Source organism: Pseudomonas sp. LBUM1644 (assembly GCF_059716195.1).
Map to the genome: position 1 here is coordinate 929,638 of NZ_CP166812.1, position 26,488 is coordinate 956,125.

At 59.2% G+C, this 26,488-nt stretch carries 28 protein-coding genes; 16 read left to right on the forward strand and 12 right to left on the reverse strand.

Going from position 1 to position 26,488, the window contains the following annotated elements; genetic code table 11:
• The first annotated feature begins 8 nt into the window (after nucleotides 1-8).
• The 7 genes from ACA052_RS04210 (at nucleotide 9) to hisC (ending at nucleotide 5,877) form a co-directional block, all read left to right on the forward strand.
• Entirely contained in the window at nucleotides 9-650 is a 642-nt protein-coding gene (locus ACA052_RS04210; RefSeq protein ID WP_497648528.1) for an MlaC/ttg2D family ABC transporter substrate-binding protein, read from the forward strand.
• Complete coding sequence (locus ACA052_RS04215) at nucleotides 647-952, forward strand: STAS domain-containing protein (RefSeq protein ID WP_497648529.1); 306 nt, start codon at nucleotides 647-649, stop codon at nucleotides 950-952. The genes ACA052_RS04210 and ACA052_RS04215 overlap by 4 nt, the downstream gene beginning before the upstream one ends.
• A gap of 113 nt (nucleotides 953-1,065) precedes the next feature.
• Nucleotides 1,066-1,305 (forward strand): BolA family protein, encoded by a 240-nt coding sequence (locus tag ACA052_RS04220; protein WP_015093504.1) that lies wholly within the window; start codon nucleotides 1,066-1,068, stop codon nucleotides 1,303-1,305.
• A 22-nt stretch (nucleotides 1,306-1,327) separates the two neighbouring features.
• Nucleotides 1,328-2,593, forward strand: coding sequence for a UDP-N-acetylglucosamine 1-carboxyvinyltransferase (murA, locus tag ACA052_RS04225; RefSeq protein ID WP_157710387.1), 1,266 nt, complete (start codon nucleotides 1,328-1,330; stop codon nucleotides 2,591-2,593).
• Between the two features lie 142 nt (nucleotides 2,594-2,735).
• Nucleotides 2,736-3,371, forward strand: coding sequence for an ATP phosphoribosyltransferase (hisG, locus tag ACA052_RS04230; RefSeq protein WP_007901570.1), 636 nt, complete (start codon nucleotides 2,736-2,738; stop codon nucleotides 3,369-3,371).
• A 125-nt stretch (nucleotides 3,372-3,496) separates the two neighbouring features.
• A complete protein-coding gene (gene hisD, locus ACA052_RS04235; protein ID WP_497648530.1) occupies nucleotides 3,497-4,822 on the forward strand; it encodes a histidinol dehydrogenase in 1,326 nt (441 codons plus the stop codon).
• 2 nt (nucleotides 4,823-4,824) lie between these two features.
• Nucleotides 4,825-5,877, forward strand: coding sequence for a histidinol-phosphate transaminase (gene hisC / locus ACA052_RS04240; RefSeq protein WP_497648531.1), 1,053 nt, complete (start codon nucleotides 4,825-4,827; stop codon nucleotides 5,875-5,877).
• A gap of 111 nt (nucleotides 5,878-5,988) precedes the next feature.
• On the opposite strand, the gene algW is transcribed toward hisC, so the two are convergent.
• A complete protein-coding gene (algW, locus tag ACA052_RS04245) occupies nucleotides 5,989-7,149 on the reverse strand; it encodes a Do family serine endopeptidase AlgW (protein ID WP_497648532.1) in 1,161 nt (386 codons plus the stop codon).
• 102 nt (nucleotides 7,150-7,251) lie between these two features.
• On the opposite strand from algW, the gene ACA052_RS04250 reads away from it, so the two are divergent.
• The 4 genes from ACA052_RS04250 (at nucleotide 7,252) to cysN (ending at nucleotide 11,606) form a co-directional block, all read left to right on the forward strand.
• Entirely contained in the window at nucleotides 7,252-8,010 is a 759-nt protein-coding gene (locus tag ACA052_RS04250) for a Nif3-like dinuclear metal center hexameric protein (RefSeq protein ID WP_497648533.1), read from the forward strand.
• A gap of 280 nt (nucleotides 8,011-8,290) precedes the next feature.
• Nucleotides 8,291-9,208, forward strand: a complete 918-nt coding sequence (cysD, locus tag ACA052_RS04255) for a sulfate adenylyltransferase subunit CysD (RefSeq protein ID WP_010463281.1) — start codon at nucleotides 8,291-8,293, stop codon at nucleotides 9,206-9,208.
• A 104-nt stretch (nucleotides 9,209-9,312) separates the two neighbouring features.
• On the forward strand, nucleotides 9,313-9,654 hold the full coding sequence (locus tag ACA052_RS04260; protein ID WP_497648534.1) for a four helix bundle protein: 342 nt from the start codon (nucleotides 9,313-9,315) through the stop codon (nucleotides 9,652-9,654).
• A gap of 53 nt (nucleotides 9,655-9,707) precedes the next feature.
• Entirely contained in the window at nucleotides 9,708-11,606 is a 1,899-nt protein-coding gene (cysN, locus tag ACA052_RS04265) for a sulfate adenylyltransferase subunit CysN (RefSeq protein ID WP_497648535.1), read from the forward strand.
• A gap of 150 nt (nucleotides 11,607-11,756) precedes the next feature.
• Here the strand turns inward: cysN and yihG are convergent, their stop codons facing one another.
• Genes yihG through ACA052_RS04280 form a run of 3 tightly spaced genes read right to left on the reverse strand, consistent with a single transcriptional unit; the run spans nucleotide 11,757 to nucleotide 15,145 of the window.
• Entirely contained in the window at nucleotides 11,757-12,659 is a 903-nt protein-coding gene (gene yihG / locus ACA052_RS04270; protein WP_497648536.1) for a 1-acylglycerol-3-phosphate O-acyltransferase, YihG family, read from the reverse strand.
• Nucleotides 12,660-14,759 (reverse strand): phosphate acetyltransferase, encoded by a 2,100-nt coding sequence (gene pta / locus ACA052_RS04275; RefSeq protein ID WP_497648537.1) that lies wholly within the window; start codon nucleotides 14,757-14,759, stop codon nucleotides 12,660-12,662.
• 59 nt (nucleotides 14,760-14,818) lie between these two features.
• Entirely contained in the window at nucleotides 14,819-15,145 is a 327-nt protein-coding gene (locus tag ACA052_RS04280; protein ID WP_497648538.1) for a DUF3565 domain-containing protein, read from the reverse strand.
• On the opposite strand from ACA052_RS04280, the gene ACA052_RS04285 reads away from it, so the two are divergent.
• The 3 genes from ACA052_RS04285 to ACA052_RS04295 all read left to right on the forward strand — a co-directional run bounded on the left by ACA052_RS04285 (nucleotide 15,114) and on the right by ACA052_RS04295 (nucleotide 17,496).
• Entirely contained in the window at nucleotides 15,114-15,599 is a 486-nt protein-coding gene (locus ACA052_RS04285; protein WP_008150718.1) for an FKBP-type peptidyl-prolyl cis-trans isomerase, read from the forward strand. The genes ACA052_RS04280 and ACA052_RS04285 overlap by 32 nt on opposite strands.
• A 123-nt stretch (nucleotides 15,600-15,722) precedes the next feature.
• Nucleotides 15,723-16,205: a glutathione peroxidase gene (locus ACA052_RS04290; RefSeq protein WP_497648539.1), complete on the forward strand. Its 483-nt coding sequence runs from the start codon at nucleotides 15,723-15,725 to the stop codon at nucleotides 16,203-16,205.
• A gap of 187 nt (nucleotides 16,206-16,392) precedes the next feature.
• A complete protein-coding gene (locus tag ACA052_RS04295; RefSeq protein WP_497648540.1) occupies nucleotides 16,393-17,496 on the forward strand; it encodes an NADH:flavin oxidoreductase in 1,104 nt (367 codons plus the stop codon).
• A 112-nt stretch (nucleotides 17,497-17,608) separates the two neighbouring features.
• On the opposite strand, the gene ACA052_RS04300 is transcribed toward ACA052_RS04295, so the two are convergent.
• Complete coding sequence (locus tag ACA052_RS04300) at nucleotides 17,609-18,808, reverse strand: glycosyltransferase family 4 protein (RefSeq protein WP_497648541.1); 1,200 nt, start codon at nucleotides 18,806-18,808, stop codon at nucleotides 17,609-17,611.
• A 40-nt stretch (nucleotides 18,809-18,848) separates the two neighbouring features.
• Nucleotides 18,849-19,601 carry a sulfate transporter CysZ gene (cysZ, locus tag ACA052_RS04305; RefSeq protein WP_497648542.1) on the reverse strand — a complete coding sequence of 251 codons (753 nt, stop codon included), beginning with the start codon at nucleotides 19,599-19,601 and terminating at the stop codon, nucleotides 18,849-18,851.
• A gap of 314 nt (nucleotides 19,602-19,915) precedes the next feature.
• On the opposite strand from cysZ, the gene trxB reads away from it, so the two are divergent.
• Nucleotides 19,916-20,878: a thioredoxin-disulfide reductase gene (trxB, locus tag ACA052_RS04310; protein WP_123405339.1), complete on the forward strand. Its 963-nt coding sequence runs from the start codon at nucleotides 19,916-19,918 to the stop codon at nucleotides 20,876-20,878.
• 162 nt (nucleotides 20,879-21,040) lie between these two features.
• Here the strand turns inward: trxB and ACA052_RS04315 are convergent, their stop codons facing one another.
• From ACA052_RS04315 to ACA052_RS04340, 6 genes are all read right to left on the reverse strand, one after another.
• On the reverse strand, nucleotides 21,041-22,291 hold the full coding sequence (locus ACA052_RS04315; RefSeq protein WP_497648543.1) for a 2-aminoadipate transaminase: 1,251 nt from the start codon (nucleotides 22,289-22,291) through the stop codon (nucleotides 21,041-21,043).
• Between the two features lie 221 nt (nucleotides 22,292-22,512).
• Nucleotides 22,513-22,851, reverse strand: a complete 339-nt coding sequence (locus tag ACA052_RS04320; protein WP_497648544.1) for a HopJ type III effector protein — start codon at nucleotides 22,849-22,851, stop codon at nucleotides 22,513-22,515.
• On the reverse strand, nucleotides 22,844-23,140 hold the full coding sequence (locus ACA052_RS04325) for a DUF1244 domain-containing protein (RefSeq protein WP_497648545.1): 297 nt from the start codon (nucleotides 23,138-23,140) through the stop codon (nucleotides 22,844-22,846). Before ACA052_RS04325 ends, ACA052_RS04320 begins: the two co-directional genes overlap by 8 nt.
• Nucleotides 23,141-23,165: 25 nt before the next feature.
• The gene (locus ACA052_RS04330; RefSeq protein ID WP_497648546.1) at nucleotides 23,166-23,912 is read right to left on the reverse strand and encodes a hypothetical protein; all 747 of its coding nucleotides are present in this window, start codon (nucleotides 23,910-23,912) and stop codon (nucleotides 23,166-23,168) included.
• A complete protein-coding gene (gene folM / locus ACA052_RS04335) occupies nucleotides 23,905-24,603 on the reverse strand; it encodes a dihydromonapterin reductase (protein ID WP_497648547.1) in 699 nt (232 codons plus the stop codon). The genes ACA052_RS04330 and folM overlap by 8 nt, the downstream gene beginning before the upstream one ends.
• Nucleotides 24,604-24,754: 151 nt before the next feature.
• The gene (locus ACA052_RS04340; protein WP_497648548.1) at nucleotides 24,755-25,324 is read right to left on the reverse strand and encodes an antibiotic biosynthesis monooxygenase; all 570 of its coding nucleotides are present in this window, start codon (nucleotides 25,322-25,324) and stop codon (nucleotides 24,755-24,757) included.
• A 205-nt stretch (nucleotides 25,325-25,529) separates the two neighbouring features.
• Here ACA052_RS04340 and ACA052_RS04345 point away from each other — a divergent pair, with 205 nt between their 5' ends.
• Nucleotides 25,530-26,486 (forward strand): MerR family transcriptional regulator, encoded by a 957-nt coding sequence (locus ACA052_RS04345; RefSeq protein ID WP_497648549.1) that lies wholly within the window; start codon nucleotides 25,530-25,532, stop codon nucleotides 26,484-26,486.
• Nucleotides 26,487-26,488 lie beyond the last annotated feature (2 nt).

Below are 26,488 nucleotides of genomic sequence, written 5' to 3' on the forward strand. Positions count from 1 at the left end.
GCTTTTGTATGATCTCTACCTTGCGACGTGGCCTGTTCGTATTACTCGCGGCCCTGCCGTTGATGGCTAACGCCGTGGCGGCGCCTTCGGCGCACGATATCGTGCAAGACACCACGACCCGGATGCTCGCCGACCTGTCGGCGAATAAAGAGAAGTACAAGCAGGACCCGCAGGATTTCTACACGGCGCTGAACACCATCGTCGGACCTGTGGTGGATGCCGAGGGCATCTCCAAAAGCATCATGACAGTCAAATATTCGCGCAAGGCGACACCTGCGCAAATGAAGACCTTTGAAGAAAACTTCAAGAAGGGTCTGTTCCAGTTCTACGGCAATGCCTTGCTCGAGTACAACAATCAGGGCATCACTGTCGATCCTGCCAAGGATGAGTCCGGCGACCGTACCAGCGTTGGCATGACGGTCAAAGGCACCAACGGCGCGATCTATCCAGTGTCCTACACGCTTGAAAAGGTCAATGGCGAGTGGAAGCTGCGTAACGTGATCATCAACGGCATCAACATTGGCAAGCTGTTCCGCGATCAGTTCGCTGATGCGATGCAGCGCAATGGCAACGACCTGGACAAGACCATCAATGGTTGGGCCGGGGAAGTCGCCAAGGCCAAGGAAAACACCGCGAAGCAAACCCAATGAGTGTGTCGGCCATTCGCATGAGCGAATCCGGCGAGTTGCGGCTTAGCGGTATGCTGGATTACCGCACCGGCCCAGGCCTGCGCAAGCAAGGGCAGGCGCTGATCTCATCGAGTAAGGCCGCCGAGCTGGTGGTCGATTGTTCGGCGGTGCTGAAGTCCAGTAGCGTCGGTTTGTCGTTGTTGTTGTGTTTCATGCGAGATGCAGAGGCGGCCGGCAAGGCGCTGAGCATCCGCGGGATGCCTGAAGACATGCGCGAAATCGCTCAGGTCAGTGAATTGACCGAGCTGTTGGCGCACCCCTAACCGCATCAATAAAGAAGCCCCCCGTCAGAGTCCTGCTTCGCGGGGTTCGCAGGCGCGGGGCTTTTTTGTATGATGTCCGACCCGCGCGCACAGGGCGCCGATTGAGGTTGAGCATGCAGGCCGTAGAAGTGAAGAGCTTCCTTGAAGGAAAGCTGCCCGGAACGCTGGTAGAAGTTGAAGGCGAAGGCTGCAATTTCCAGCTGAACGTGATTAGCGATGAACTGGCGGCGATGAGCCCGGTGAAGCGTCAACAGCAGATCTATGCCCATTTGAACCCATGGATCACCGATGGCAGCATCCATGCGGTCACTATGAAATTTTTCAGCAGCGCGGCCTGGGCCGAGCGCACCTGAGCCCAAGGGCGTCGAGATTCTTATGGATAAATTGATTATTACCGGTGGCGCTCGTCTTGATGGCGAGATCCGCATTTCCGGGGCAAAAAACTCTGCCCTGCCGATCCTGGCTGCCACCTTGCTGTGCGATGGCCCGGTTACCGTTGCCAACTTGCCGCACCTGCATGACATCACCACCATGATCGAGCTGTTCGGTCGCATGGGCATCGAGCCGGTGATCGACGAGAAACTCAGCGTCGAAATCGACCCGCGCACCATCAAGACCCTGATCGCTCCGTACGAACTGGTTAAAACCATGCGTGCGTCGATTCTGGTCCTGGGCCCGATGGTTGCGCGTTTCGGTGAAGCCGAAGTCGCGCTGCCTGGCGGTTGCGCCATCGGTTCGCGTCCGGTTGACCTGCACATCCGTGGCCTCGAGGCCATGGGCGCGGTCATCGACGTCGAAGGCGGCTACATCAAGGCCAAGGCACCTGAAGGTGGCTTGCGTGGTGCGCACTTCTTCTTCGACACCGTCAGCGTGACCGGTACCGAAAACATCATGATGGCGGCCGCTCTGGCCAAGGGCCGTAGCGTGTTGCAAAACGCCGCTCGCGAGCCGGAAGTCATCGACCTGGCGAACTTCCTGATCGCCATGGGCGCCAAGATTACTGGCGCCGGTACCGACACCATCACCATTGATGGCGTCGAGCGCCTGCACACGACCACTTACAAAGTGATGCCTGACCGTATCGAAACCGGCACCTACCTGGTGGCGGCGGCGGTGACGGGCGGTCGTGTGAAGGTCAAGGACACCGATCCGACCATCCTCGAAGCCGTCCTGGAGAAACTCAAGGAAGCGGGTGCCGAAATCACCTGCGGCGACGACTGGATCGAGTTGAACATGCACGGCAAGCGGCCAAAAGCCGTCAACATCCGTACGGCTCCGTACCCGGCGTTCCCGACCGACATGCAAGCGCAGTTCATCTCCCTCAACGCCATTGCCGAAGGCACCGGCGCGGTAATCGAGACGATCTTCGAAAACCGCTTCATGCACGTTTACGAATTGCACCGCATGGGCGCCAAGATCCAGGTCGAAGGCAACACCGCCATCGTCACCGGTACCGAGAAGCTGAAAGGCGCGCCAGTCATGGCCACCGACCTGCGTGCTTCGGCCAGCCTGGTCATCTCGGCGTTGATTGCCGAAGGCGACACCCTGATCGACCGCATCTACCACATCGACCGTGGTTACGAGTGCATCGAAGAGAAACTGCAGATGCTCGGCGCCAAGATTCGCCGCGTACCGGGCTAGTTTCTGCTGCATGGGCGCAAGGACGCGCTCGTTGATTTCGTTTCGAATCGAGGCTGCCTTTTCATTATTGAGGACGCCTCGATGTGTGTCCGGCGCCATTTGCGACCGGGCATCAGTAGCCTGATAAGGACTGACGTTTCCCATGTTGACCATCGCATTGTCGAAGGGCCGCATTCTTGACGACACCCTGCCGCTTCTGGCTGAAGCGGGCATCGTGCCGACCGAGAATCCGGACAAGAGCCGCAAGCTGATCATCCCCACGACCCAGGCCGATGTACGCCTGCTGATCGTGCGCGCCACCGATGTGCCGACCTACGTCGAGCATGGTGCCGCTGACCTGGGCGTCGCCGGTAAAGATGTGCTGATGGAATACGGCGGCCAGGGCCTGTACGAGCCTCTGGACCTGCGCATTGCCCTCTGCAAGCTGATGACCGCTGGCCGTGTCGGCGACGTCGAGCCCAAGGGCCGCCTGCGTGTGGCGACCAAGTTCGTCAACGTTGCCAAGCGCTACTACGCCGAACAGGGCCGTCAGGTCGACATCATCAAGCTGTACGGCTCGATGGAACTGGCGCCGCTGATCGGCCTGGCGGACAAGATCATCGACGTGGTCGACACCGGCAATACGCTGCGCGCCAATGGCCTGGAGCCCCAGGATTTCATTGCCGACATCAGCTCCCGGCTGATCGTGAACAAAGCGTCGATGAAAATGCAGCACGCCCGTATCCAGGCGTTGATCGACACCCTGCGCAAGGCAGTGGAGTCTCGACACCGCGGCTGATTCACCTGCGCGACGTTAAGTCGCGCCCGTCTATCCGCCTCATAGCCAGAATTCTCAGGTGCCCAAGCGGATCGAACGATAGCATTGGGCGCCTGAGTTTTTGCCATTCCTATGAGGCTCTCGCTATGACCGCACCGACTGCAATTCGCCGACTCAACGCTGCTGACCCGGATTTCGCACATCATCTGGATCATCTGCTGAGCTGGGAAAGTGTGTCTGACGACTCGGTCAACCAGCGGGTGCTGGACATCATCAAGGCTGTGCGTGAGCGCGGCGATGCCGCGCTGGTGGAATTCACCCAGAAGTTCGACGGCTTGCAAGTCGCTTCCATGGCGGACTTGATCCTGCCGCGCGAACGCCTGGAACTGGCCCTGACGCGGATCACCGTGCCTCAGCGCGAAGCGCTGGAAAAAGCCGCGGCCCGTGTGCGCAGCTACCACGAAAAACAGAAACAGGATTCCTGGAGCTACACCGAAGCCGACGGCACCGTGCTGGGCCAGAAGGTCACGCCGCTGGATCGCGCCGGCCTGTACGTACCGGGCGGGAAGGCATCCTACCCGTCGTCCGTGCTGATGAACGCCATACCGGCCAAGGTCGCAGGCGTGACCGAAGTGGTCATGGTCGTGCCGACCCCGCGTGGTGAAATCAACGAACTGGTGTTGGCCGCCGCCTGCATCGCTGGCGTGGACCGAGTGTTTACCATCGGTGGCGCCCAAGCCGTGGCGGCGCTGGCTTACGGCACTGAAAGCGTGCCGAAGGTCGACAAAGTCGTCGGCCCGGGCAACATCTATGTCGCGACCGCCAAGCGACATGTATTCGGTCAGGTCGGCATCGACATGATTGCCGGTCCGTCGGAAATCCTCGTGGTCTGCGACGGCAAGACTGATCCGGACTGGATCGCCATGGACCTGTTTTCCCAGGCCGAGCACGACGAAGATGCCCAGGCGATCCTGGTCAGCCCGGACGCCGAGTTTCTCGACAAGGTCGCCGCCAGCATCGCCAAACTGCTGCCGACCATGGAGCGCGCCGCGATCATCGAAACCTCGATCAATGGCCGTGGGGCCTTGATCCAGGTTCGCGACATGGAACAAGCCATCGAAGTGGCCAACCGCATCGCGCCGGAACACCTGGAGTTGTCGGTCGCCGATCCGCAAGCCTGGTTGCCGCAGATCCGCCACGCGGGCGCGATCTTCATGGGCCGTCACACGTCCGAAGCCTTGGGCGACTACTGCGCCGGCCCGAATCACGTGCTGCCGACGTCTGGCACCGCGCGCTTCTCTTCGCCGTTGGGTGTGTACGATTTCCAGAAACGCTCGTCGATCATCTTCTGCTCCGAGCAGGGTGCGTCCGAACTGGGCAAGACTGCTTCCGTGCTGGCCCGTGGCGAGTCGCTGACGGCCCATGCGCGTAGCGCTGAATACCGCATCGTTGACGACAAGCAGGGGAACTGAGCATGAGTAAATTCTGGAGCCCGTTCGTCAAGAATCTGGTGCCTTACGTTCCGGGCGAACAACCGAAACTGGCGAAACTGGTGAAGCTCAACACCAACGAAAACCCGTATGGCCCATCGCCCAAAGCCCTGGCCGCGATGCAGACCGAACTGAACGACAACTTGCGTCTGTACCCGGACCCGAACAGCGATGTGCTCAAGCAAGCGGTTGCCAAGTACTACAGCGTACAGGGCAATCAGGTGTTCCTCGGCAACGGTTCCGACGAAGTCCTGGCGCACATCTTTCACGGCTTGCTGCAGCACGATAAACCGCTGCTGTTCCCGGACATCAGCTACAGCTTCTACCCGGTTTACTGTGGGTTGTATGGCGTCACGTTCGACGCGGTGCCGCTGGACGAGCAGTTCCGGATCAACCCGGCGGACTACGCCAAACCGAACGGCGGGATCATTTTCCCCAACCCGAACGCGCCGACCGGTTGCCTGTTGGCATTGGACGCTGTCGAGCAAATCCTCAAGGCCAGTCCGGATTCGGTGGTCGTGGTGGATGAGGCTTATATCGACTTCGGCGGCGAGACTGCGATCACGTTGGTGGACCGTTATCCGAATCTGCTGGTCACCCAGACCTTGTCCAAGTCCCGTTCACTGGCGGGCCTGCGGGTGGGGCTTGCGGTGGGGCATCCGGACCTGATCGAGGCGCTTGAGCGGATCAAGAACAGCTTCAACTCTTATCCACTGGATCGCCTGGCGAATGTCGGCGCGGCGGCGGCGTTCGAAGACCGTGAGTACTTTGACAAGACTTGCCGCTTGGTCATCGAGCACCGTGAGTGGGTTGTAGCGCAACTGACAGCGAAGGGGTTTGAAGTGCTGCCGTCGGCGGCGAACTTCATCTTTGCCCGTCATCCACAGCACGATGCGGCGGGCCTGGCGGCGAAGTTGCGTGAGCAGGGCGTGATCGTTCGGCACTTCAAGCAGGCGCGGATTGCCCAGTTCCTGCGGATTTCCATCGGCACGCCGGAGCAGAACCAGGCGCTGATCGACGGCCTCGACGACCTCTGAAGCGTCACACCCCCCCTGTAGGAGCGAGCTTGCTCGCGATGGTGTGTCAGTTGACATCAATGTAGCTGACACACCATCGCGAGCAAGCTCGCTCCTACAGGGGGTATCTGTTTAGTTTTCTTCTTTCTCTTTGACCGGCGCCGGCGGCGGACGCAAACCGATCTCCGCGGTCAGCTTCAGCTCCTTGCCGTTACGCATCACCTGAACGGTGACTTTGTCGGTGGGCTTGATCCGTGCAACCTGGTTCATCGAGCGGCGACCATCGCCGGCCGGTTCGCCGTCGATGCTGAGGATCACGTCCCCCAATTGCAGGCCGGCCTTCTGCGCCGGACCGTCGCGGAAAATCCCGGCTACCACAATCCCCGGACGTCCCGACAAACCAAAGGATTCGGCCAGTTCCTGAGTCAGCGGCTGCACTTCGATTCCGAGCCAGCCGCGGATAACCTGGCCGTGTTCGATGATCGACTTCATCACTTCCATGGCCAGTTTGATCGGGATCGCAAAGCCGATGCCCTGGGAACCGCCGGACTTGGAGAAAATCGCCGTGTTGATACCGGTCAGGTTGCCGTTGGCGTCCACCAGCGCACCGCCGGAGTTGCCGGGGTTGATTGCGGCGTCGGTCTGGATAAAGTCTTCGTAGTTGTTCAGGCCCAGTTGATTGCGCCCGGTGGCACTGATGATGCCCATGGTCACGGTCTGGCCGACGCCGAACGGGTTGCCGATGGCCAGCGCGACGTCACCGATACGGATGTTGTCGGAGCGGCCCACCGTGATCGAAGGCAGGTTTTTCAGATCGATCTTCAGGACAGCCAGGTCGGTTTCCGGGTCGCTGCCAATCACGCGGGCCAGGGTTTCACGGCCATCCTTGAGCGCGACCACAATCTGGTCGGCGCCGGAGGTTACGTGGTTGTTGGTCAGCAAATAACCTTCCGGGCTCATGATCACGCCGGAACCCAAGCTCGATTCCATACGCTTCTGCTTGGGCGAGTTATCACCGAAGAAACGACGGAACTGGGGGTCCTCGAACAGCGGATGGTTCGGTTTGTTGATGACTTTGGTGGTGTACAGGTTGACCACCGCCGGTGCGGCCGTGGTGACGGCGTCGGCGTAAGACACCGGCCCCTGCTGCACGCTGGTGGTTTGGGGGGCTTGCTGCAGATTGACGTCGAGGCTCGGGAGCCCGACCCACTGCGGGTAACGCTGAATTATCAAAAGAGCGATAAGCACGCCGGCCAACAGCGGCCAGCCGGAAAAACGCAGCGCCTTAAGCATTAAGCACGTCCTGAGAGGTTGCAGGCGGAATGAGACCGCCCATAATGTCGCGCATTATACGAGGCCGCGCGCGCCTCTGAACGGGATATTTAGGAGTCTTTTATGGCCGTCGCCCTGAGCACCCTGATCGAAGAAGCCGACCGTTATCTAAACAGTGCCAAGATTGCCGATTATTGCCCCAACGGGCTACAGGTCGAAGGTCGGCCGCAGGTGATGCGCATCGTCAGTGGCGTCACCGCCAGCCAGGCGTTACTGGACGCCGCCGTCGAAACCCAGGCCGACCTGGTGCTGGTGCATCACGGCTACTTCTGGAAGGGCGAGAACCCGTGCATCACCGGCATGAAACAGCGCCGGTTGAAAACCCTGCTCAAGCATGACATCAGCCTGCTGTCGTATCACTTGCCGCTGGACCTGCACCCGGAAGTCGGCAACAACGTGCAACTGGCGCGTCAACTCGACATCACCGTCGAAGGCCCGCTGGATCCGGATAACCTCAAGGTTGTCGGCCTGGTCGGCTCGTTGAGCGAACCGGTGACACCTCGCGATTTCGCCCGCCGCGTACAGGAAGTCATGGGCCGCGAGCCGTTGTTGATCGAGGGCAGCGCGATGATTCGCCGGGTCGGCTGGTGCACGGGTGGCGGCCAGGGCTACATCGATCAGGCCGTGCTGGCCGGGGTCGATCTGTATATCAGCGGTGAAGCTTCCGAGCAGACCTTCCACAGCGCCCGGGAAAACGACATCAGCTTCATTGCCGCCGGCCACCACGCCACCGAGCGCTACGGCGTCCAGGCATTGGGTGATTACCTGGCGCGGCGCTTCGCCCTCGAACACATCTTCATCGATTGCCCGAACCCGATTTGATTCCACACCCTTGTCTGATCTGATTTCCTACCCCTGTAGGAGCTGCCGAAGGCTGCGATCTTTTGATCTTAAAAAATCAAAGTCAAAAGATCGCAGCCTTCGGCAGCTCCTACAGGGTGGGGGTTCCAATCAGTGAGAGGTCGTTGCGCCCAAACGAGGGGGTATATTCATATACCCTTTCGATCTAGCTGGCGTCCTGATTAGAAGAGGTCGCTGTGCTAGGATTCCCCGCTCGAACACGGCCCGCTGGCCGTCCATAAGATCGTTTTCGTGAGTAGCCATGGTCGACAAACTGACGCATCTGAAACAGCTGGAGGCCGAAAGCATCCACATCATCCGCGAGGTCGCCGCCGAGTTCGATAACCCGGTGATGCTGTACTCCGTCGGTAAAGATTCCGCCGTGATGCTGCACCTTGCACGCAAGGCATTCTTCCCGGGCAAGCTGCCGTTCCCGGTGATGCACGTCGACACCCGCTGGAAGTTCAAGGAAATGTACGCGTTCCGCGACCGCATGGTCGAAGAACTGGGCCTGGACCTGCTGGTGCACGTCAACCCCGATGGTGTCGCGCAGGGTATCAACCCGCTGACCCACGGTAGCGCCAAGCACACCGATATCATGAAAACCGAAGGCCTGAAACAAGCCCTCGACAAGTATGGCTTCGACGCCGCGTTCGGTGGCGCTCGCCGCGACGAAGAGAAATCCCGTGCCAAAGAGCGCGTGTATTCCTTCCGCGACACCAAGCACCGCTGGGACCCGAAAAACCAGCGTCCAGAGTTGTGGAACGTCTACAACGGCAACGTCAACAAGGGCGAATCCATTCGTGTGTTCCCGTTGTCGAACTGGACCGAACTGGACATCTGGCAGTACATCTACCTCGAAGGCATCCCGATCGTGCCGCTGTATTTCGCCGCCGAGCGCGACGTTATCGAGATGAACGGCACCTGGATCATGATCGACGACGAACGCCTGCTCAATCACCTGAGCGACGAAGACAAGGCGCGCATCGTCAAGAAAAAGGTCCGTTTCCGTACGCTGGGCGACTACCCGCTGACCGGTGCGGTCGAGTCCGAGGCCACCAGCCTGACCGACATCATTCAGGAAATGCTCCTGACGCGAACTTCCGAACGCCAGGGCCGGGTCATCGATCACGATGGCGCAGGCTCGATGGAAGAAAAGAAACGGCAGGGGTATTTCTAAGCTTTGAGTTACAAGCGGCAAGCTGCAAGTTAAGGGCGGTATGCGTAACGTTGTGGTTTGGTGCTTGTGGCCAGTTGCTGCGAGCCGTGATTGGGTTGCTCGTTATGGATTTCGAGAGACTGGTTGTTTGGCAGCGTAGCAAGTGTTTGGCGGTGGGTATTTACAGAGAGTTTGCGCGTTGCAGGGATTTTGGTTTCAAAGATCAAATCACCCGCTCAGCACTTTCGGTGCCTTCTAATATTGCTGAAGGAATGGAGCGGCGCAGTGCCAAGGAAAAAGTACGTTTTCTTTGGATCGCCAAGGCTTCCTGTGGGGAGTTACGCACCCAACTCCTCATTGCCCGTGAAATTGCTTACATCGTCGATCCACTGGCTGAAATTTGGATTACAGAAACTCGCGAGCTTCCAAAAATGCTCTGCGGCTTGATCAACAAAATTTCTGACTAGCTGTACGCCGACAAGCTTGCCGCTTGAAGCTTACAGCTCGGAGCTTAACCCCAATGAGCCACCAATCCGATTTGATCAGCGAGGACATCCTCGCCTACCTGGGCCAGCACGAACGCAAGGAAATGCTGCGCTTCCTGACCTGTGGCAACGTCGACGACGGCAAGAGCACCCTGATCGGGCGCCTGCTGCACGACTCCAAGATGATCTATGAAGATCACCTGGAAGCCATTACCCGCGACTCGAAAAAAGTCGGCACCACTGGCGAAGACATCGACCTGGCATTGCTGGTCGACGGCCTGCAGGCCGAGCGTGAGCAAGGCATCACCATCGATGTCGCCTACCGTTATTTCTCCACCGCCAAGCGCAAATTCATCATCGCCGACACCCCGGGCCATGAGCAGTACACCCGCAACATGGCCACCGGTGCGTCCACCTGTGACCTGGCGATCATCCTGGTCGACGCCCGTTACGGCGTGCAGACCCAGACCCGTCGCCACAGCTTCATCGCCTCGTTGCTGGGCATCAAGCACATCGTGGTCGCCATCAACAAGATGGACCTCAACGGCTTCGACGAAACCGTCTTCGAGTCGATCAAGGCCGACTACCTGAAGTTCGCCGACGGTATCGCGTTCAAGCCGACCACCATGGCCTTCGTGCCCATGTCGGCGCTGAAAGGCGACAACGTAGTGAACAAGTCCGAGCGCTCGCCGTGGTACACCGGCCAGTCGCTGATGGAGATTCTCGAGACCGTCGAAATCGCCAACGACCGCAACTACACCGACCTGCGTTTCCCGGTGCAGTACGTCAACCGTCCGAACCTGAACTTCCGTGGCTTCGCCGGTACGCTGGCCAGCGGCGTCGTGCACAAGGGCGATGAAGTCGTTGTGTTGCCGTCGGGCAAAAGCAGCCGCGTGAAATCCATCGTCACCTTCGACGGTGAGCTGGAACACGCAGGCCCAGGTCAGGCGGTAACGCTGACCATGGAAGACGAGATCGACATCTCTCGCGGCGACTTGCTGGTGCACGCCGACAACCTGCCGCAAGTGACTGACGCCTTCGACGCCATGCTGGTGTGGATGGCTGAAGAACCCATGCTGCCGGGCAAGAAATACGACATCAAGCGCGCCACGAGTTACGTGCCGGGCTCGATCACCAGCATCGTCAACCGTGTCGACGTGAACACCCTGGAAGAAGGTCCGGCCAGTTCGCTGAACCTGAACGAGATCGGTCGCGTCAAGGTCAGCCTCGATGCGGCCATCGCACTGGACGGTTACGCGAGCAACCGCACCACCGGTTCGTTCATCGTCATCGACCGCTTGACCAACGGCACCGTTGCCGCCGGCATGATCATCGCCCAGCCGTTGGCGCATGGCAGCAGCACGCACCACGGCAAACTGGCACACGTCGCTACCGAAGAACGCGCGCAACGCTTCGGCCAGCAGCCTGCCACCGTGTTGTTCAGCGGTTTGTCGGGCGCCGGCAAAAGCACCCTGGCCTACGCGGTTGAACGCAAGCTGTTCGACATGGGCCGTGCAGTGTTTGTACTCGATGGCCAGAACTTGCGTCACGACCTGAACAAGGGTCTGCCACAGGATCGCGCCGGGCGTACCGAGAACTGGCGTCGTGCGGCGCACGTTGCGCGTCAGTTCAACGAAGCCGGTTTGCTGACGCTGGCAGCCTTCGTTGCGCCAAGTGCCGAAGGTCGTGAGCAGGCCAGGGAGCTGATCGGCAAAGAGCGTCTGGTGACGGTCTACGTCCAGGCCTCGCCGACGGTCTGTGCCGAGCGTGACCCACAAGGCCTGTACGCGGCGGCCGGCGATAACATCCCGGGCGAATCCTTCCCGTTCGATGTGCCGCTGGATGCCGATCTGGTGATCGATACCCAGTCGCTGTCGCTGGAAGAAAGCGTCAAGCAAGTGCTGGATCTGCTGCGCAAGCGTGGCGCGATCTAAGCGTTAGCCGTTAATAAAAAACCCGCCGATGAGTGATCATCCGGCGGGTTTTTTTGTGTCCTTTGAATCGTCAAGATCGCAGCCTTCGGCAGCTCCTACAGGGGATTGTGTACACCTGTAGGAGCTGCCGAAGGCTGCGATCTTTTGATCTTAGGTGCCTGGATACTCGCGATGCATCTGCTCAAGCAGCGCATCCTTGTCTTCCCACAACTGATTGATCCACCCCTGGAACTGCAACCGATACTCCCCATTCTGGTCGTAATTCTTGCCAATGAACTGCGGCGGAATCTTCAGCTCCTGAAAATGCACCACGACATCCTTCACGTTCCCGCACAGCAGATCCCAATACCCCGGACGCCCACCCGGATAGTGAATGGTCACGTTGACAATCGACTCCAGCTGCTCACCCATCGCATCCAGCACAAACGCAATGCCGCCAGCCTTGGGTTTCAACAGATACCGGAACGGTGATTTCTGCTGCGCATGCTTACCCTCGGTAAACCGCGTGCCTTCGACGAAGTTGAAAATCCCCACCGGGTTATTGCGGAACTTGTCGCAGGTCTTGCGGGTGGTTTCCAGGTCCTTGCCTTTCTTCTCCGGGTGCTTTTCCAGGTAAGCCTTGGAGTAGCGCTTCATGAACGGAAAACCCAACGTCCACCAGGCCAGGCCAATCACCGGCACCCAGATCAGCTCTTGCTTGAGAAAGAACTTCAGCGGCTGGATACGGCGGTTGAGCACGTATTGCAGCACCATGATGTCGACCCAGCTCTGGTGGTTGCTGGTGATCAGGTACGAGTGCTGATAGTCCAGCCCTTCAAGGCCGCTGAGGTGCCAGCGGGTGCGGCAGACCAGGTTCATCCAGGCCTTGTTGTTGCTGATCCAGGCTTCATGGGTATGGCTCATCAGCCACAGCGTGAAACGCTGAGTAATGGCGAACGGCAGCACCTTGAAGATCGCCACGCAGAACAGAAACGAGCAAAGCAAAATCGTATTCAGCGCGAGCAACAACGAAGCAATCACGCCGCGTACGGCGGCAGGTAGAAAAGCCAGCATTTAAAGATCCAAAGGTCGGTTGGCAGCTTGAATCGCGGTCAGCGCGATGGTGTACACGATGTCGTCGACTTGCGCGCCGCGCGGCAGGTCGTTCACCGGTTTGCGCAGGCCTTGCAACATCGGGCCGAGGCTCACGCAATCGGCACTGCGCTGCACGGCTTTGTGCGTGGTGTTGCCGGTGTTCAGGTCGGGGAACACAAACACCGTGGCACGACCGGCGACCTGACTGTTCGGCGCCAGTTGCCGGGCCACGGTTTCGTTGGCGGCGGCGTCATACTGCAACGGGCCGTCGATCAGCAACGAATGCTGTTGCTCATGCGCGAGCAACGTCGCTTCGCGGACCTTCTCGACTTCTTCGCCGCTGGCCGACTCACCGCTGGAGTAGCTAATCATCGCCACCCGTGGGGTGATGCCGAATGCCGCCGCCGAATCGGCGCTTTGCAGGGCGATCTCGGCCAGTTCGCTGGCGCTGGGGTGCGGGTTCATCACGCAATCGCCGTAGACCAGCACTTCTTCCGGGAACAGCATGAAAAACACCGACGACACCAGCGTGCAGCCCGGCGCCGTCTTGATCAGCTGCAGGGCTGGGCGGATGGTATTGGCGGTGGAGTGGATGACGCCGGACACGAGCCCATCGACTTCATCCAGCGCGAGCATCATGGTGCCGATGACCACGGTGTCTTCCAGTTGTTGCTCGGCCATCGGCGCGTTGAGGCTTTTGCTTTTGCGCAACGCAACCATCGGCTCGACGTAACGCTCGCGGATCAAGTCCGGGTCAAGAATCTCCAGCCCCGGCGGCAGTTCGATACCTTGTGCGCGGGCCACGGCTTCGACGTCTTCGGGTTTCGCCAGCAACACACAACGGGCGATGCCGCGTGCCTGACAGATCGCCGCCGCTTGCACGGTCAACGGCTCGCTGCCTTCAGGCAACACGATGCGTTTGTTGGCTGCCTGGGCGCGCTGGATCAATTGATAGCGGAACACGGCGGGCGACAGGCGCATTTCCCGTGGCGTGCCGCAGCGCTGGTGCAGCCAGTTCGCGTCGAGGTGGCTGGCGACGAAATCGGTGATGATCTCCGCGCGTTCGCGGTCGTCGATCGGGATTTCCTTGTTCAAACCGTTCAACTGGTTGGCGGTGTCGTAGGAACCGGTGCTCACCGACAGCACCGGCAAACCCGCCTGCAACGCACCTCGGCACAGGTCCATGATCCGTGGGTCGGGCAGGGTGTCGCTGGTCAGTAACAGGCCGGCCAACGGCACACCGTTCATGGCGGCGAGGCTGACGGCGAGGATGATGTCGTCGCGATCACCGGGCGTCACCACCAGCACGCCGGGCTTGAGCAGCTCAACGGTGTTGCGCATGGTGCGGGCGCAGATGATGATTTTGGTCATGCGCCGGGTTTCGTAATCACCGGCATTGAGGATTTGCGCGCCCATCAAGTCGGCGACGTCGCGGGTGCGCGGGGCGTTCAGTTCCGGTTGGAACGGGATACAACCGAGCAGCCGGAAATCACCGCTGCGCAGCAACGGCGAGTGTTCCTTCAGGCGCGAGGCGAAGGCGTCCATGCTTTCCTCGGTCTTGACCTTGTTGAGGATCACGCCAAGGACTTTCGGGTCTTTCGGACCGCCGAACAGCTGCGCCTGTAATTCCACGCGGCCAGAGAGTTCGGTCAGGGCTTCGCTTTCCGGTGCCGAGACCAGAATCACATCAGCATCGAGGCTTTTCGCCAAATGCAGGTTGACCCGCGCGGCGTAACTGGCGCTGCGTGTCGGGACCATACCTTCGACGACCAGCACGTCCTTGCCGATAGCGGCTTGCTGATAAAGAGTGATGATTTCTTCGAGCAGCTCATCCAGTTGACCGTCGCCGAGCATGCGCTCGACGTGCGCCAGGCCCAGTGGCTGCGGCGGCTTCAAACCGTGGGTGCGGGCCACCAGTTCGGTGGAGCGCTCCGGCCCGGTGTCACCCGGATGCGGCTGGGCAATCGGCTTGAAAAAACCGACTTTGAGACCGGCGCGCTCAAGGGTGCGCACCAGCCCGAGGCTGATCGAAGTCAGACCCACACCAAAATCGGTGGGTGCGATAAAAAAAGTTTGCATGCGGATTCTCTGGAGGAGCAGGCAATGGCGATCATTTATATCTGACGATCTACCGAAATTCAGTCGCCAAGGTTATCGCTAACCGAGCCTTGTGCGCACCAACCGCAAGCAAAGGGCTGGCCTATTTTTTCATTCCGCAGCAAAGGCTCCATGACCCAGGCCCGGGATTGCCAGGGTGGCTGGTGACGCAGGTGTTGCGTGTGGCCGCAGGAAAGCTCGGCCACCCAGTGGCCATCCTCGTCTTGTTGGAAGCCCGTGATCGTCGCACCCCGTCTGTCCGGGTTGTGTTCGCTTTCGGACGATTGCTTCGCTAAACTTGGCCTTTCTATATTCTTCTGCAAAAGGTCTCGCCCCATGCTGATCGCCGCCAATAAGGCTGTCTCCATCGACTATACCCTGACCAACGACGCTGGTGAGGTCATCGACAGCTCCGCCGGCGGCGCGCCGCTGGTCTACCTGCAAGGCGCAGGTAACATCATCCCGGGCCTGGAAAAGGCTCTGGAAGGCAAAACAGTCGGCGACGAGCTGACCGTAGCCGTTGAACCTGAAGATGCGTACGGCGAATACGCTGCCGAACTGGTCAGCACCCTGAGCCGCAGCATGTTCGAAGGCGTCGACGAACTGGAAGTGGGCATGCAGTTCCACGCATCCGCTCCAGATGGCCAGATGCAGATCGTGACCATTCGCGACCTGGACGGCGATGACGTCACTGTTGACGGCAACCACCCGTTGGCTGGTCAGCGCCTGAACTTCCAGGTCAAGATCATCGACATCCGTGATGCCAGCCAGGAAGAAATCGCTCATGGCCACGTCCATGGCGAAGGTGGCCATCACCACTGATTTTCTGCGCTAAGCTTTCGAGTACTGGAGAGGCGCCCGAGGGCGCCTTTTTAGTCCGCGGCTGTCCCTGATGGCACCGCCAAGTGGCTGTTTCGAGAAGAACACGGGAATTTGGAGTACGTCATGAGTGCTTTTCACGACCTTAAATTGACAGCCCTGGATGGTCAGGAGTTACCTCTGGCGCCCTTCAAGGGGCACGTCGTGCTGGTGGTCAACGTCGCCTCCAAATGTGGCTTGACCCCACAATATGCGGCGCTGGAGAACCTCTACCAGCAATACAAAGGTAAGGGTTTCAGCGTGCTGGGCCTGCCGTGCAACCAGTTTGCCGGGCAGGAACCGGGTACCGAGCAAGAGATCCAGGAATTTTGCAGCCTCAACTATGGCGTGACTTTCCCGTTGTCCAGCAAGCTGGAAGTCAACGGGCACGAACGTCATCAGTTGTACCGTCTGCTGGCGGGCGAGGGTGCGGAGTTTCCGGGGGACATTACCTGGAACTTCGAAAAATTCCTGCTAGGCAAGGACGGGCGTGTGCTGGCGCGTTTCTCGCCGCGCACGGCGCCGGATGATCCGACCGTGATTCACGCGATTGAAAAAGCGTTGAGCTAAAAGATCAAAAGATCGCAGCCTTCGGCAGCTCCTACAGGGGAATGTGTACACCTGTAGGAGCTGTCGAAGGCTGCGATCTTTTGATTCTGTCTTTTGACCCTAAATCACCAAAATCAATAATGCTTCCCATGACTCGGCACTCCCCATATTATCGCCGTCATAAAGTCATCTCCCGTGGAGCGTCCCCATGCCCGTCAAAGCCCTGTTCAAACCGTTCCACCTCGGCACCCTCGAACTGCCGACCCGCGTCGTCATGGCGCCGATGACCCGCTCCTTTTCGCCGGGTGGCGTGCCCAATTCCAAAGTCATCGAGTACTACCGTCGTCGCGCCGCCGCGGACGTTGGCCTGATCATCACCGAAGGCACCACCGTCGGTCACAAGGCCTCCAACGGCTACCCGAACGTGCCGCATTTCTATGGTGAAGCGGCATTGGCCGGCTGGAAGAAAGTGGTCGACGCGGTGCACGCTGAAGGCGGCAAGATCGTTCCGCAACTGTGGCATGTCGGCAGCGTGCGCCGCATCGGCACCGAGCCGGATGCCAGCGTGCCAGGTTACGGTCCATCGGAAAAATTGAAAGACGGTCAGGTCGTCGTTCACGGCATGACTAAACAGGACATCCAGGACGTCATCGCTGCGTTCGCCCAAGCGGCCAAAGACGCGCAGAGCATCGGCATGGACGGCGTGGAAATCCACGGCGCCCACGGCTATCTCGTGGACCAGTTCTTCTGGGAAGGCACCAACCAGCGCACCGACGAATACGGCGGCAGCCTGGCCAACCGTTCGCGTTTCGCCATCGAGCTGATTCAGGCCGTGCGTGCGGCAGTCGGCGAAGGTTTCCCGATCATCTTCCGTTTCTCGCAGTGGAAACAACAGGACTACACTGCGCGTCTGGTTCAAACCCCGGAAGCGCTGGGCGAATTCCTCAAGCCGTTGTCCGAGGCGGGCGTGGACATTTTCCACTGCTCGACACGCCGTTTCTGGGAGCCTGAGTTCGACGGTTCCGAACTGAACCTGGCAGGCTGGACACGCAAACTGACCGGCAAGCCGACCATCACCGTGGGCAGTGTGGGTCTTGATGGTGAGTTCCTGCAGTTCATGGTCAACACCGACAAGATCGCGCAACCCGCCAGCCTGGAAAACCTGCTGGAGCGTTTGAACAACGACGAATTCGATCTGGTGGCGGTGGGGCGTGCGCTGCTGGTGGACCCGGACTGGGCGCAGAAAGTGCGTGAGGGTCGTGAGGAAGACATCCTGCCGTTCAGCCGTGAGGCGTTGATGACGCTGGTTTAAGCGCCATCAGGAAGGGCCTCTTCGCGGGCAAGCCTCGCTCCTACAGATTTGTGCCGTACCCAGTATGGTTATCGACACAAATCTGTAGGAGCGAGGCTTGCCCGCGAAGCTCTTAAGGCAACAATGCCGTATCAGGCAGAACCTGCCCCTGCACACAAGCCCCACGCAACTGCCCCTCGAACTGCTCGATAATTGCCGCCCAACCTTGCCGGCTCGCATGCTGGCGCGCATTGAGCCTCACACAACGCAAGGTTTCACGTTCCTCCAGCAGCCACGCCGCTGCGTCGCAGAATGCCTCTGCATCCCCCGGCATCGCCAACACGCCGTTGTAGCCATGGCGAATATGCTGGGCCGCTGCTGCCTGATCGTACGCCACCACGCCCAATCCTGATGCCAATGCCTCAAGCACCACATTGCCGAAGGTTTCGGTCATGCTGGGAAACAGAAATACGTCCCCCGACGCATAGTGACTGGCCAGCGCTTCTCCACGTTGTGAGCCACAGAAAATCGCTTCGGGAAGATCTTGCTCCATCGCCGCGCGTTGCGGGCCATCGCCCACCACAATCAGTTTCAACTTGCGCTGTGGATAAGTGCTTTCAAGGGTGTCGAAGCAGCGCTTGAGCAGACCCAGGTTTTTCTCCGGTGCCAGACGTCCTACGTGGATAACGGCAATGTCGTCATCACCCAGGCCCCAGCTCTCACGCAGGGGCATAAGACGTTTGGTTGGGTGAAACAGCTGGCTGTCGACGCCGCGCGACAGCAATGCCAAACGCTCGAAGTGCCGGCGCTCCAGTTCCATTCGTTGGCTCACGCTCGGCACCAGGGTCAGTGTTGAGCGATTGTGAAACCAGCGCAGGTAGTGGGTCAGCAAGCGCGTCAGCAGTCCAAGCCCATATTGGCTGGAGTACTGCTGAAAGTTGGTGTGAAAACCGCTCACCACGGAAATTCCCAAGCGCCGAGCCGCGCGCAACGCGGACAACCCCAGCGGGCCTTCGGTGGCAATGTAGAGCACGTCCGGGCGGTGGCGCTTCCAACGCCGCAGCAGCTTGTGCATCGACGACTGACCCCACTGCAAACCGGGATACCCCGGCAGCGGCCAGCCCCGGCACAGCAGCAACTCATCGTCGCTGCCCAACTGCTGGTCGCAACCCTGCCGTGGCCGCACCAGCTCCACCTGGTGACCGCGCGCGCGCAGACCGTCGCACAAGCGGCCAAGGGTATTGGCCACGCCGTTGATTTCGGGAGGAAACGTTTCGGTGATCAGGGTGATATGCAGAGCTGTCGTCATGACCCCAGTGTCGGCTGGGGCCATGTCGTCGTTGTGACGATAGGATGATGGATTTGTGACCGAATCAGCGTTGCACCACCAGATTCTCCACACCGCGCTCGCGAACCCAGAACAAGGTCGCGCCAGCGACGGCGGCCGGCATCATCAGAATGTTGACCACCGGAATCAGCAGCACCAGATAAACGATTCCGCCGAAACTCATGCTCTGCCAGCGCTTCTGGCGCAGCCAGGCGAGCATCTCGTTCCAGCCCAGTTTGTGGTTGTCCGCCGGGTAGTCGATGTACTGGATCGCCATCATCCACACCCCGAACAGCAGCCACAGCGGCGCGGCGATGATGTTCACCACCGGGATGAACGACAGGATGAACAGCCCGATCGCGCGCGGCAGGAAGTAACCGAGTTTGCGCATTTCCCGGGCGAGGGTGCGCGGGATCATGGCGATCAGTTCGCCCCAACTGAAGGCCGGGAAGTCGTCGGTGCCGCGCACGACCACTTCGACTTTCTCCGCGAGGAAGCCGTTGAACGGCGCGGCAATGACGTTGGCGAGCATCGTGAAGGTGAAGAACACCATCAACACCACCAGCACCACAAAGATTGGCCAGAGGATGTAACTGAGAAAACTCAGCCAGTCGGGAAGCGTCGGCATCAGCGTATCGACCCACACGCTGAATTGATGGCCGGCCAGATAGATCAATCCGACGAACAGCACCAGATTGATTGCCAACGGCAGCAACACGAACAAACGCAGGCTGGGGCTCAGGACCAACTTGAGCCCTTCGCGCAGGTATTGCGGGCCGGACAGAACAGGGGCGGGCATAGCGTGCTCCGAGCAAAAGGGAAACGCGCCGACCTTACCGGCTTTGCCAGACAGGCGAAAGCGCGGTCGCAGCATCGACATCAACTGTAACAAAGGCGTCTCTATATTCGCCGCGACGGGATAGAGACCACCTATGAGCTGGATTGTTAAACCGTATTTCCTTAATCTTCGCCCCCTCGATACGCTGCACCCATTCTTTTACAGGACTGTCGGGTTCAAGCCTTCCCCAAGTGCTGTCAACGGTCCTTTTTTATTCCCGCCGGCAACCCGGCGTTCCGCGCCAGGTATTCCGGGCCGGTCAACAGGAGCAGGTCATGTCTGAAGTCCGTCATTCGCGAGTGATTATTCTCGGTTCCGGCCCTGCCGGTTACAGCGCTGCGGTGTATGCCGCCCGTGCCAACCTCAAGCCACTGCTGATCACCGGCATGCAAGCCGGCGGTCAACTGACCACCACCACCGAAGTCGACAACTGGCCGGGCGACGTCCACGGCCTGACCGGCCCGGCGCTGATGGAACGCATGAAAGAGCACGCCGAGCGCTTTGAAACCGAGATCGTTTTCGATCACATCAATGCCGTGGACTTCGCTGCCAAGCCTTACACCCTGACCGGCGACAGCGCGACCTACACCTGTGACGCGCTGATCATCGCCACCGGTGCCAGCGCGCGTTACCTCGGTTTGCCTTCGGAAGAAGCGTTCATGGGCAAAGGCGTTTCGGCCTGCGCAACCTGCGACGGTTTCTTCTATCGCAACAAACCAGTGGCCGTGGTCGGTGGCGGCAACACCGCTGTCGAGGAAGCCCTGTACCTGGCCAACATCGCCAGCACGGTGACCCTGATTCACCGTCGCGAAACGTTCCGCGCCGAGAAGATCCTGATCGACAAGCTCAATGCTCGCGTTGCCGAAGGCAAGATCATCCTGAAGCTGAACTCGAACCTGGACGAAGTCCTGGGCGACAACATGGGCGTCACCGGTGCTCGCCTGAAGAACAACGACGGCAGCTTCGACGAGCTGAAAGTCGACGGCGTGTTCATCGCCATCGGCCACACTCCGAACACCTCGTTGTTCGAAGGTCAGCTGACGTTGAAAGACGGCTACCTGGTGGTGCACGGCGGTCGTGAAGGCAACGCCACGGCGACCAACCTCGAAGGCATCTTCGCCGCCGGTGACGTCGCTGACCACGTTTACCGTCAAGCGATCACCTCCGCCGGTGCAGGCTGCATGGCGGCACTGGACGCCGAGCGTTACCTCGACGACCTGCAGAACGCCAAGTTCTGAGATCGTTGAATGAAAAAACCGGCTTCGGCCGGTTTTTTTGTGAGCCAGACAAATACGTTAAACCCTGCAGGAGCTGCCGCAGGCTGCGATCTTTTGACTTTGCTCTAAAAGGTCAAGGTCAAAAGATCGCAGCCTGCGGCAGCTCCTACAGGGATTTTATGCTCAGGTCAGTTTTGCCAGGCACGCCTCAAGGATGTCCAGGCCTTCCTCCAGCACATTGGCCTCAGTGGTCAGCGGCGCCAACAATCGAATGATGTGGCGCGACTTGCCGCTGGGCATCAGCAGCAAACCGGCGTCGCGGGCTAACGCCAGCAGTTGGGTCAACTGCGCCGATGCCGGGGTGCCGTCGATATTGGCCAGCTCGATGCCGCGCATCGCACCGACGCCGGTCAAACGGCCCAGATACGGCGACAGGTTGCGCGCGCGCCAGGACTGGTAGCGACTGACGATCGCTTCTTCCTGTTGCACGCCCCAGGCTTGCAGGTTCGCGTCGGTCATTTCATCCAGCGTCGCCAATGCCGCGGCGCAGGCAATGGGATTGCCCGAATAGGTGCCGCCCAGTCCGCCCTTGGGCAAATAATCGAGCAGCGCCTTGCGCCCGACCACCGCACCGAGCGGCACGCCGCCGGCGATGCTTTTGCCGAGCAGGATCAGGTCCGGCTCGATGCCCAATCGCGAAAACGCGAAGCGCTGTCCGGTGCGGCCAAAGCCAGACTGGATTTCATCGGCGATCAGCAGAATGTTTTTTTCATCGCAAAATCTGCGCAGCGTCTGCGCGAACTCGACGTCCATTGCCAGAAAGCCCGCTTCGCCCTGCACCGGTTCGACGATAAAACACGCAACGTCTTCGACATCGATTTCGACGCTGAACAGTCGATCCATCGCCTTCAGCGCTTCGGCGCAGGTCACACCGTTGTCTTTGCTCGGATAGGGCAAATGAAACACCGGCCCCGGCAGCACGCCGACCTTCTGTTTGTAAGGCGCCACTTTGCCATTAAGGTTGAGCGTGGCGAGCGTACGGCCGTGGAAGGCGCCGTCGAAGGCGATGACCGCTGTGCGGCCAGTCACGCCACGGACGATCTTCAAGGCGTTTTCCGCTGCCTCCGCGCCGCTGTTGGTGAGCATGCCGCTGACCGGGTAATCGACCGGAATGAACGCGGCGAGCCGATCCATCAGTTCGATGTAGGGCACATGCGGGGCGGCGTTGAATGCGTAATGGGTCAGCCGGGTGGCTTGTTCGCGAATGGCCTCGACGATGCGCGGGTGGCAATGGCCGAGGTTTAACACCCCGATACCGCCGACAAAGTCGATGTAGCGTTTGCCATCGGTGTCCCAGACTTCGGCATTTTTGCCGTGGCTGAGCGTGACGGGATGCACGATGTTGATCGACCGGCTGATGTTTTCGCTGCTCATGGATGACCGACTCAGAAGAAGGGAGGCTCCTTTTTATCTAAGCCGTGAGCAGCAGTGTCCGGCAAACGAAATAAAGTTGCCGGGTCAATCTTAAAAGTCGGGATGTGTGGTCATACACCTGTAGGAGCGAGCTTGCTCGCGATGGTCGTAAACGATACCGCGTAAAACCAGATGCCCTGAGGCGTCCTTAATTTTTTCGCGAGCAAGCTCGCTCCTACAATTCAGCGACGTGTCAGCGGTTGCTGCGAGAACTTCACCCCGGCCAGACCGTGCGCAATCAATGCACGAATATTGCCGTGGTCGCTGCCCTCAGGGGTGGCCAACACAGAGCGGTAATGCTCGCCAAACGCCAACAGCGCTTCTTCATCGCCCAGGTCTTCCAGCAGCGCCAGGCCCAGCGTCTTGCACGAACCTTCATTCTGCCCGGCGGCGTTTTCCACGCCACCGTTGTTGAAGGCTTGAGGCTGGTAGTCGTAACCCTCTGCGATGAACGCCAGGGTGTCGGCAAAAACGTGTTCGCCGCTGTTGAGGCTGGCGCGCAGGGTGTTCAAATCATTCATTGGGTTTTCCTTTGGCGAACGCCGCTTGCTGTTCGGAGCTGGCTTCTTGCTGGTATTGGGCTTTCCACTCGGCGTACGGCATGCCGTAGACGACTTCGCGGGCGTCGTCGAGGCTGACCTCGATCTGACGTTCGTCGGCCGCGGCCTTATACCATTTGGACAGGCAGTTACGGCAGAAGCCCGAGAGGTTCATCAGGTCGATGTTCTGTACATCCTTGCGGCTGTCCAGGTGGGCGACCAGACGGCGAAAGGCGGCGGCTTCGAGTTCCAGGCGTTGTTGATCGTTCATGTGAGTTCTCTACACGCGATAAAGGCTATAAAGGTGCGGGATCGGCATCGGTGAAAATGTTCACCGAGTTGCGTTCGGCGGTCCGGATGAAGGACTGCGTCATCATTGCGATGTCCTGAATGATGAATAGCTTCTTGTCCGGGCTGTTGAGCAGGTCGGTGGAAAGATTCGTCCCATCTTGCTGGCCGGGCCATATGCACCAGATGGACAGAATATCTTCTCCGGTACTCTTGATGGTGGCGGGCTCAAAGTTGACTTTATAACCAACCGATTCGGCACCGCCAAAGGTGTACTTGAAAATGTCCTTGATGGTTTCCACCGACTCGGTGGTTTTCAGGAAGTAGGCAACGATAATCCGTTCGACATTGAAACCGACCCACATTTTGGTCTTGGTGTTGGTGTTTTCCAGTGTGTAATTGGCGCCGAAAATATTGTTGATGGCGGAGACTTTTACATTCAGCTTCAGCCCGTGCGAATCTGCGATATGCCCCAGCGTTGTCGGCATGTTTATCAACAGCAGGTTTTGTGTCTTTGCCGTCAGGTAGTCCAGGTTGGCTTCGCGTTCACCAAAGATCAGTATCAGGCTGATGACCAGCGCTGTGCCAGTCATATGCGCCAGAGACAAGGACAGCAGGATCCAGTCGCTATGGTCGGGAACACCGACAAAGGCCAACGACACATAAATCGCTGCCACAAAACAGAGTGACAGTGCGCCGACGATCGACCACTTTATCTTGCGCGGCAGGTAGATCAGCTTCTTCGAGTCAATCATTGACGATTCCTTTCTTGAGGTGGCGCCCGCCATTGATGACGACGCTGCTTCCAGTGCTGTAGTCGGTGTTGAGCAAGAACATGACGGCGTCGATCAGCGGTTGCGCGCCAGGTTCGAATTCGAGAAGGGCTTTCTTCAAGGTTCGCTGGGTGTAATCCGGCGTGCTGTTTTCCTTGAGGATGAGCAAGCCGGGGAGGATCGCGTTTACCCTGATCGTGGGGGCGTATTTCTCTGCGAACGACAGCACCATGTTTTGCAAGGCCGATTTGGTGGCGGCATAACCGATGTGGCTCTTGCTGCCCCGTGATGAGGTCTCGTCGCAAATATGGATGATGTCCGATCGTTCCAGGCGCTGCAGATGCTCGCCCAGTTCCAGGTTCAGATGGTAGGGCGCCTCGACGTGGAGTTTGAACATGGTGTTCAGATTCTCCAGGCCATCGTCCAGCCACAAGGAAGCGTTGTGGATCACTGCGCGCAAACTGTCGAAGTTGCTCTTGATATAGGCAATCAGCGCTTCGCGATCACCCTGGAGTTCAAGATTTGCCTGGAACGGCAGCATGTTCGGGTGCGGCATCTCCAGGTTCGTCGAGCGGCTGACGCAAATAACGGTATGGCCGGCCTCGGCCAGTCTAGTGGCAAGTTGGAGGCCGACGCGCTTGCTGGTACCGGTGACAAGTATTGGACTATTCATAGATGTGCGATCAGCTTCAGTAGGTCTATGCACGGGCTAAATGCGTGCAGCATAACTGAAGTTTTCCCGCTAGCGGCCAGCTTCTCCCACCCGTAGCAATGCCGGTGTTATTTGGGCGGGAAGGCCTGTGGACCGATACACCAAAGATACCCTAGTGATCGCTGATCGATTTGACGATCAATGAAGCGGGTTGCGCTTTTTTGTTCAGCCAGCCGGCCAGCACGTGGGTCGACAGAGGAATGAAGAAGTAGACCATCAGCGGTGTCAGGCACAGGGTGCTGATGAACACCCGGCTCAGTAAGCCCATTTCGCTCAGCAATGGCCCGAGGGCAAAGTTGAACAACAGCGAAACCGGAAAGAAAGCCAGCCAGATCGCCACCGCCTGCTTCCACCGTGGCGGGCGTTGGCCGACGGCGCCGAACCAGCCTTCGATACCACTGACCCGATGTTCAGTAGGGTGGGCAAACAGATCACTGCCGCGTGCCAGCCAGGCTGTACGCGAAGCGGAATGCTCCCAGGCATGCAGGGTCTGCCCGTCGACGAAACGGAAAATAATCTGGAATTCGTCATCGTCGGGCGGCGGAGCGAGCACGCCAGAGCCGAGATAACCGGGAAAATCGGTGGCCAGTTGTTCGCCTTCGCGCAGCCAGGCCATCAGGTCCTGATAGCGCCCATCGGCGACGCGACGCGCAACCATCAGCGTGACGGGTGAGGTAGACATTGTGTATCTCCGAATAACAAACGCGTCGCTCCGGATAGGAGTTTCGCCAGGCGCAGCGCCGGGGTGATGGGCTGCGTCTTCAAACAAGCAAGGATTATTCCTGTTTCCGCCGATAACGCCAGCATTTGTTGATCCATCCCTTGAATAGTGAGGGGGCATTGGCGTTAAATGGGATCCAGCTAACACATGGACGTTAACCCCCCAAATGCCTGTCATTACTGACAATGCTCCTGCTTTGCCCGTTCTTGCCCTGGAACGGGAAGAATTGTTTCCGATTCGTGAGGTGGCACGCCTGACTGGAATCAACCCGGTCACGCTGCGGGCTTGGGAACGTCGTCATGGGCTGATCCAGCCTACGCGCACCGAAAGCGGGCATCGCCTGTATTCAATGACCGATGTCGAGAAGGTCCGGACCATTCTGGGGTGGATTGAGCGTGGTGTGGCCGTGAGCAAGGTCGGCAAGATATTGGCCAAGACCGAACCGCTCAAGGCACTGGCGCAAATCATTCCCGATGAACTCGTACTCGCCGACTACGCGCAATGGCAACAGCAGGTTCATGCGGCGGTGAGTACATTCAATGATGTTCAACTGGATCAGGTCTACGGGCAGATTTTTTCGAGCTACTCACCGTCGGTGGTGTTTCAGGACATTCTGATTCCGCTCTGGAAACAGTTGTTACAGCGCCAGGACCGTTTCGGTCAGACCAGCGAGTGGTTGTTTTTCGACGGCTACTTGCGCACTCGTGTCTTGCAGCGCTTGCTGCTGATGCGCAGCTCCCAGCCTCGACGGGTGATCGTCAGCGCTCTGGCGGGTCAATGCCGTGAACTTGAATTGCTGGTGGCAGCCCTATTCTTGAGCAGCAATGAAATGGGCGTGCGACTGCTGACAATTGGCCAGCCATTCGATGAGCTGATGCTGGTTTGCGAAAAGATCAAGCCACAGGCGCTGGTGTTGATGTCCAATCACGCGCCGGCGCCCGAACTGCCACGGCGCCTGAATCGCTTGGCGTTGAGCCTTGATTGTCAGCTGTTTCTGGCGGGCGATGCGTCCGATCTGGCGCAGGAGAGCCTCGCCGGATCGTCGATTGGTTGCCTGGGTAATGACGGGATAGTGATGCGCCAGCGCCTGAAACAATTCCTGGCGGGTAACCTCGATACCTGAGA

What these genes read in the sequence shown, in the direction of transcription:
- ACA052_RS04220 (WP_015093504.1), top strand. Translation starts at nt 1,066, where the DNA reads ATGCAGGCCGTAGAAGTGAAGAGCTTCCTTGAAGGAAAGCTGCCCGGA.
- hisG (WP_007901570.1), top strand. Translation starts at nt 2,736, where the DNA reads ATGTTGACCATCGCATTGTCGAAGGGCCGCATTCTTGACGACACCCTG.
- ACA052_RS04300 (WP_497648541.1), bottom strand. Translation starts at nt 18,808, where the DNA reads ATGGCCCCAGCCGACACTGGGGTCATGACGACAGCTCTGCATATCACC.
- hisC (WP_497648531.1), top strand. Translation starts at nt 4,825, where the DNA reads ATGAGTAAATTCTGGAGCCCGTTCGTCAAGAATCTGGTGCCTTACGTT.
- murA (WP_157710387.1), top strand. Translation starts at nt 1,328, where the DNA reads ATGGATAAATTGATTATTACCGGTGGCGCTCGTCTTGATGGCGAGATC.
- ACA052_RS04295 (WP_497648540.1), top strand. Translation starts at nt 16,393, where the DNA reads ATGCCCGTCAAAGCCCTGTTCAAACCGTTCCACCTCGGCACCCTCGAA.
- ACA052_RS04210 (WP_497648528.1), top strand. Translation starts at nt 9, where the DNA reads ATGATCTCTACCTTGCGACGTGGCCTGTTCGTATTACTCGCGGCCCTG.
- ACA052_RS04345 (WP_497648549.1), top strand. Translation starts at nt 25,530, where the DNA reads ATGCCTGTCATTACTGACAATGCTCCTGCTTTGCCCGTTCTTGCCCTG.
- pta (WP_497648537.1), bottom strand. Translation starts at nt 14,759, where the DNA reads ATGCAAACTTTTTTTATCGCACCCACCGATTTTGGTGTGGGTCTGACT.
- ACA052_RS04290 (WP_497648539.1), top strand. Translation starts at nt 15,723, where the DNA reads ATGAGTGCTTTTCACGACCTTAAATTGACAGCCCTGGATGGTCAGGAG.
- ACA052_RS04215 (WP_497648529.1), top strand. Translation starts at nt 647, where the DNA reads ATGAGTGTGTCGGCCATTCGCATGAGCGAATCCGGCGAGTTGCGGCTT.
- ACA052_RS04320 (WP_497648544.1), bottom strand. Translation starts at nt 22,851, where the DNA reads ATGAATGATTTGAACACCCTGCGCGCCAGCCTCAACAGCGGCGAACAC.
- ACA052_RS04325 (WP_497648545.1), bottom strand. Translation starts at nt 23,140, where the DNA reads ATGAACGATCAACAACGCCTGGAACTCGAAGCCGCCGCCTTTCGCCGT.
- ACA052_RS04250 (WP_497648533.1), top strand. Translation starts at nt 7,252, where the DNA reads ATGGCCGTCGCCCTGAGCACCCTGATCGAAGAAGCCGACCGTTATCTA.
- ACA052_RS04340 (WP_497648548.1), bottom strand. Translation starts at nt 25,324, where the DNA reads ATGTCTACCTCACCCGTCACGCTGATGGTTGCGCGTCGCGTCGCCGAT.
- folM (WP_497648547.1), bottom strand. Translation starts at nt 24,603, where the DNA reads ATGAATAGTCCAATACTTGTCACCGGTACCAGCAAGCGCGTCGGCCTC.
- trxB (WP_123405339.1), top strand. Translation starts at nt 19,916, where the DNA reads ATGTCTGAAGTCCGTCATTCGCGAGTGATTATTCTCGGTTCCGGCCCT.
- ACA052_RS04315 (WP_497648543.1), bottom strand. Translation starts at nt 22,291, where the DNA reads ATGAGCAGCGAAAACATCAGCCGGTCGATCAACATCGTGCATCCCGTC.
- cysN (WP_497648535.1), top strand. Translation starts at nt 9,708, where the DNA reads ATGAGCCACCAATCCGATTTGATCAGCGAGGACATCCTCGCCTACCTG.
- algW (WP_497648532.1), bottom strand. Translation starts at nt 7,149, where the DNA reads ATGCTTAAGGCGCTGCGTTTTTCCGGCTGGCCGCTGTTGGCCGGCGTG.
- ACA052_RS04280 (WP_497648538.1), bottom strand. Translation starts at nt 15,145, where the DNA reads ATGGAGACAGCCTTATTGGCGGCGATCAGCATGGGGCGAGACCTTTTG.
- ACA052_RS04260 (WP_497648534.1), top strand. Translation starts at nt 9,313, where the DNA reads ATGGATTTCGAGAGACTGGTTGTTTGGCAGCGTAGCAAGTGTTTGGCG.
- hisD (WP_497648530.1), top strand. Translation starts at nt 3,497, where the DNA reads ATGACCGCACCGACTGCAATTCGCCGACTCAACGCTGCTGACCCGGAT.
- yihG (WP_497648536.1), bottom strand. Translation starts at nt 12,659, where the DNA reads ATGCTGGCTTTTCTACCTGCCGCCGTACGCGGCGTGATTGCTTCGTTG.
- cysD (WP_010463281.1), top strand. Translation starts at nt 8,291, where the DNA reads ATGGTCGACAAACTGACGCATCTGAAACAGCTGGAGGCCGAAAGCATC.
- ACA052_RS04285 (WP_008150718.1), top strand. Translation starts at nt 15,114, where the DNA reads ATGCTGATCGCCGCCAATAAGGCTGTCTCCATCGACTATACCCTGACC.
- cysZ (WP_497648542.1), bottom strand. Translation starts at nt 19,601, where the DNA reads ATGCCCGCCCCTGTTCTGTCCGGCCCGCAATACCTGCGCGAAGGGCTC.
- ACA052_RS04330 (WP_497648546.1), bottom strand. Translation starts at nt 23,912, where the DNA reads ATGATTGACTCGAAGAAGCTGATCTACCTGCCGCGCAAGATAAAGTGG.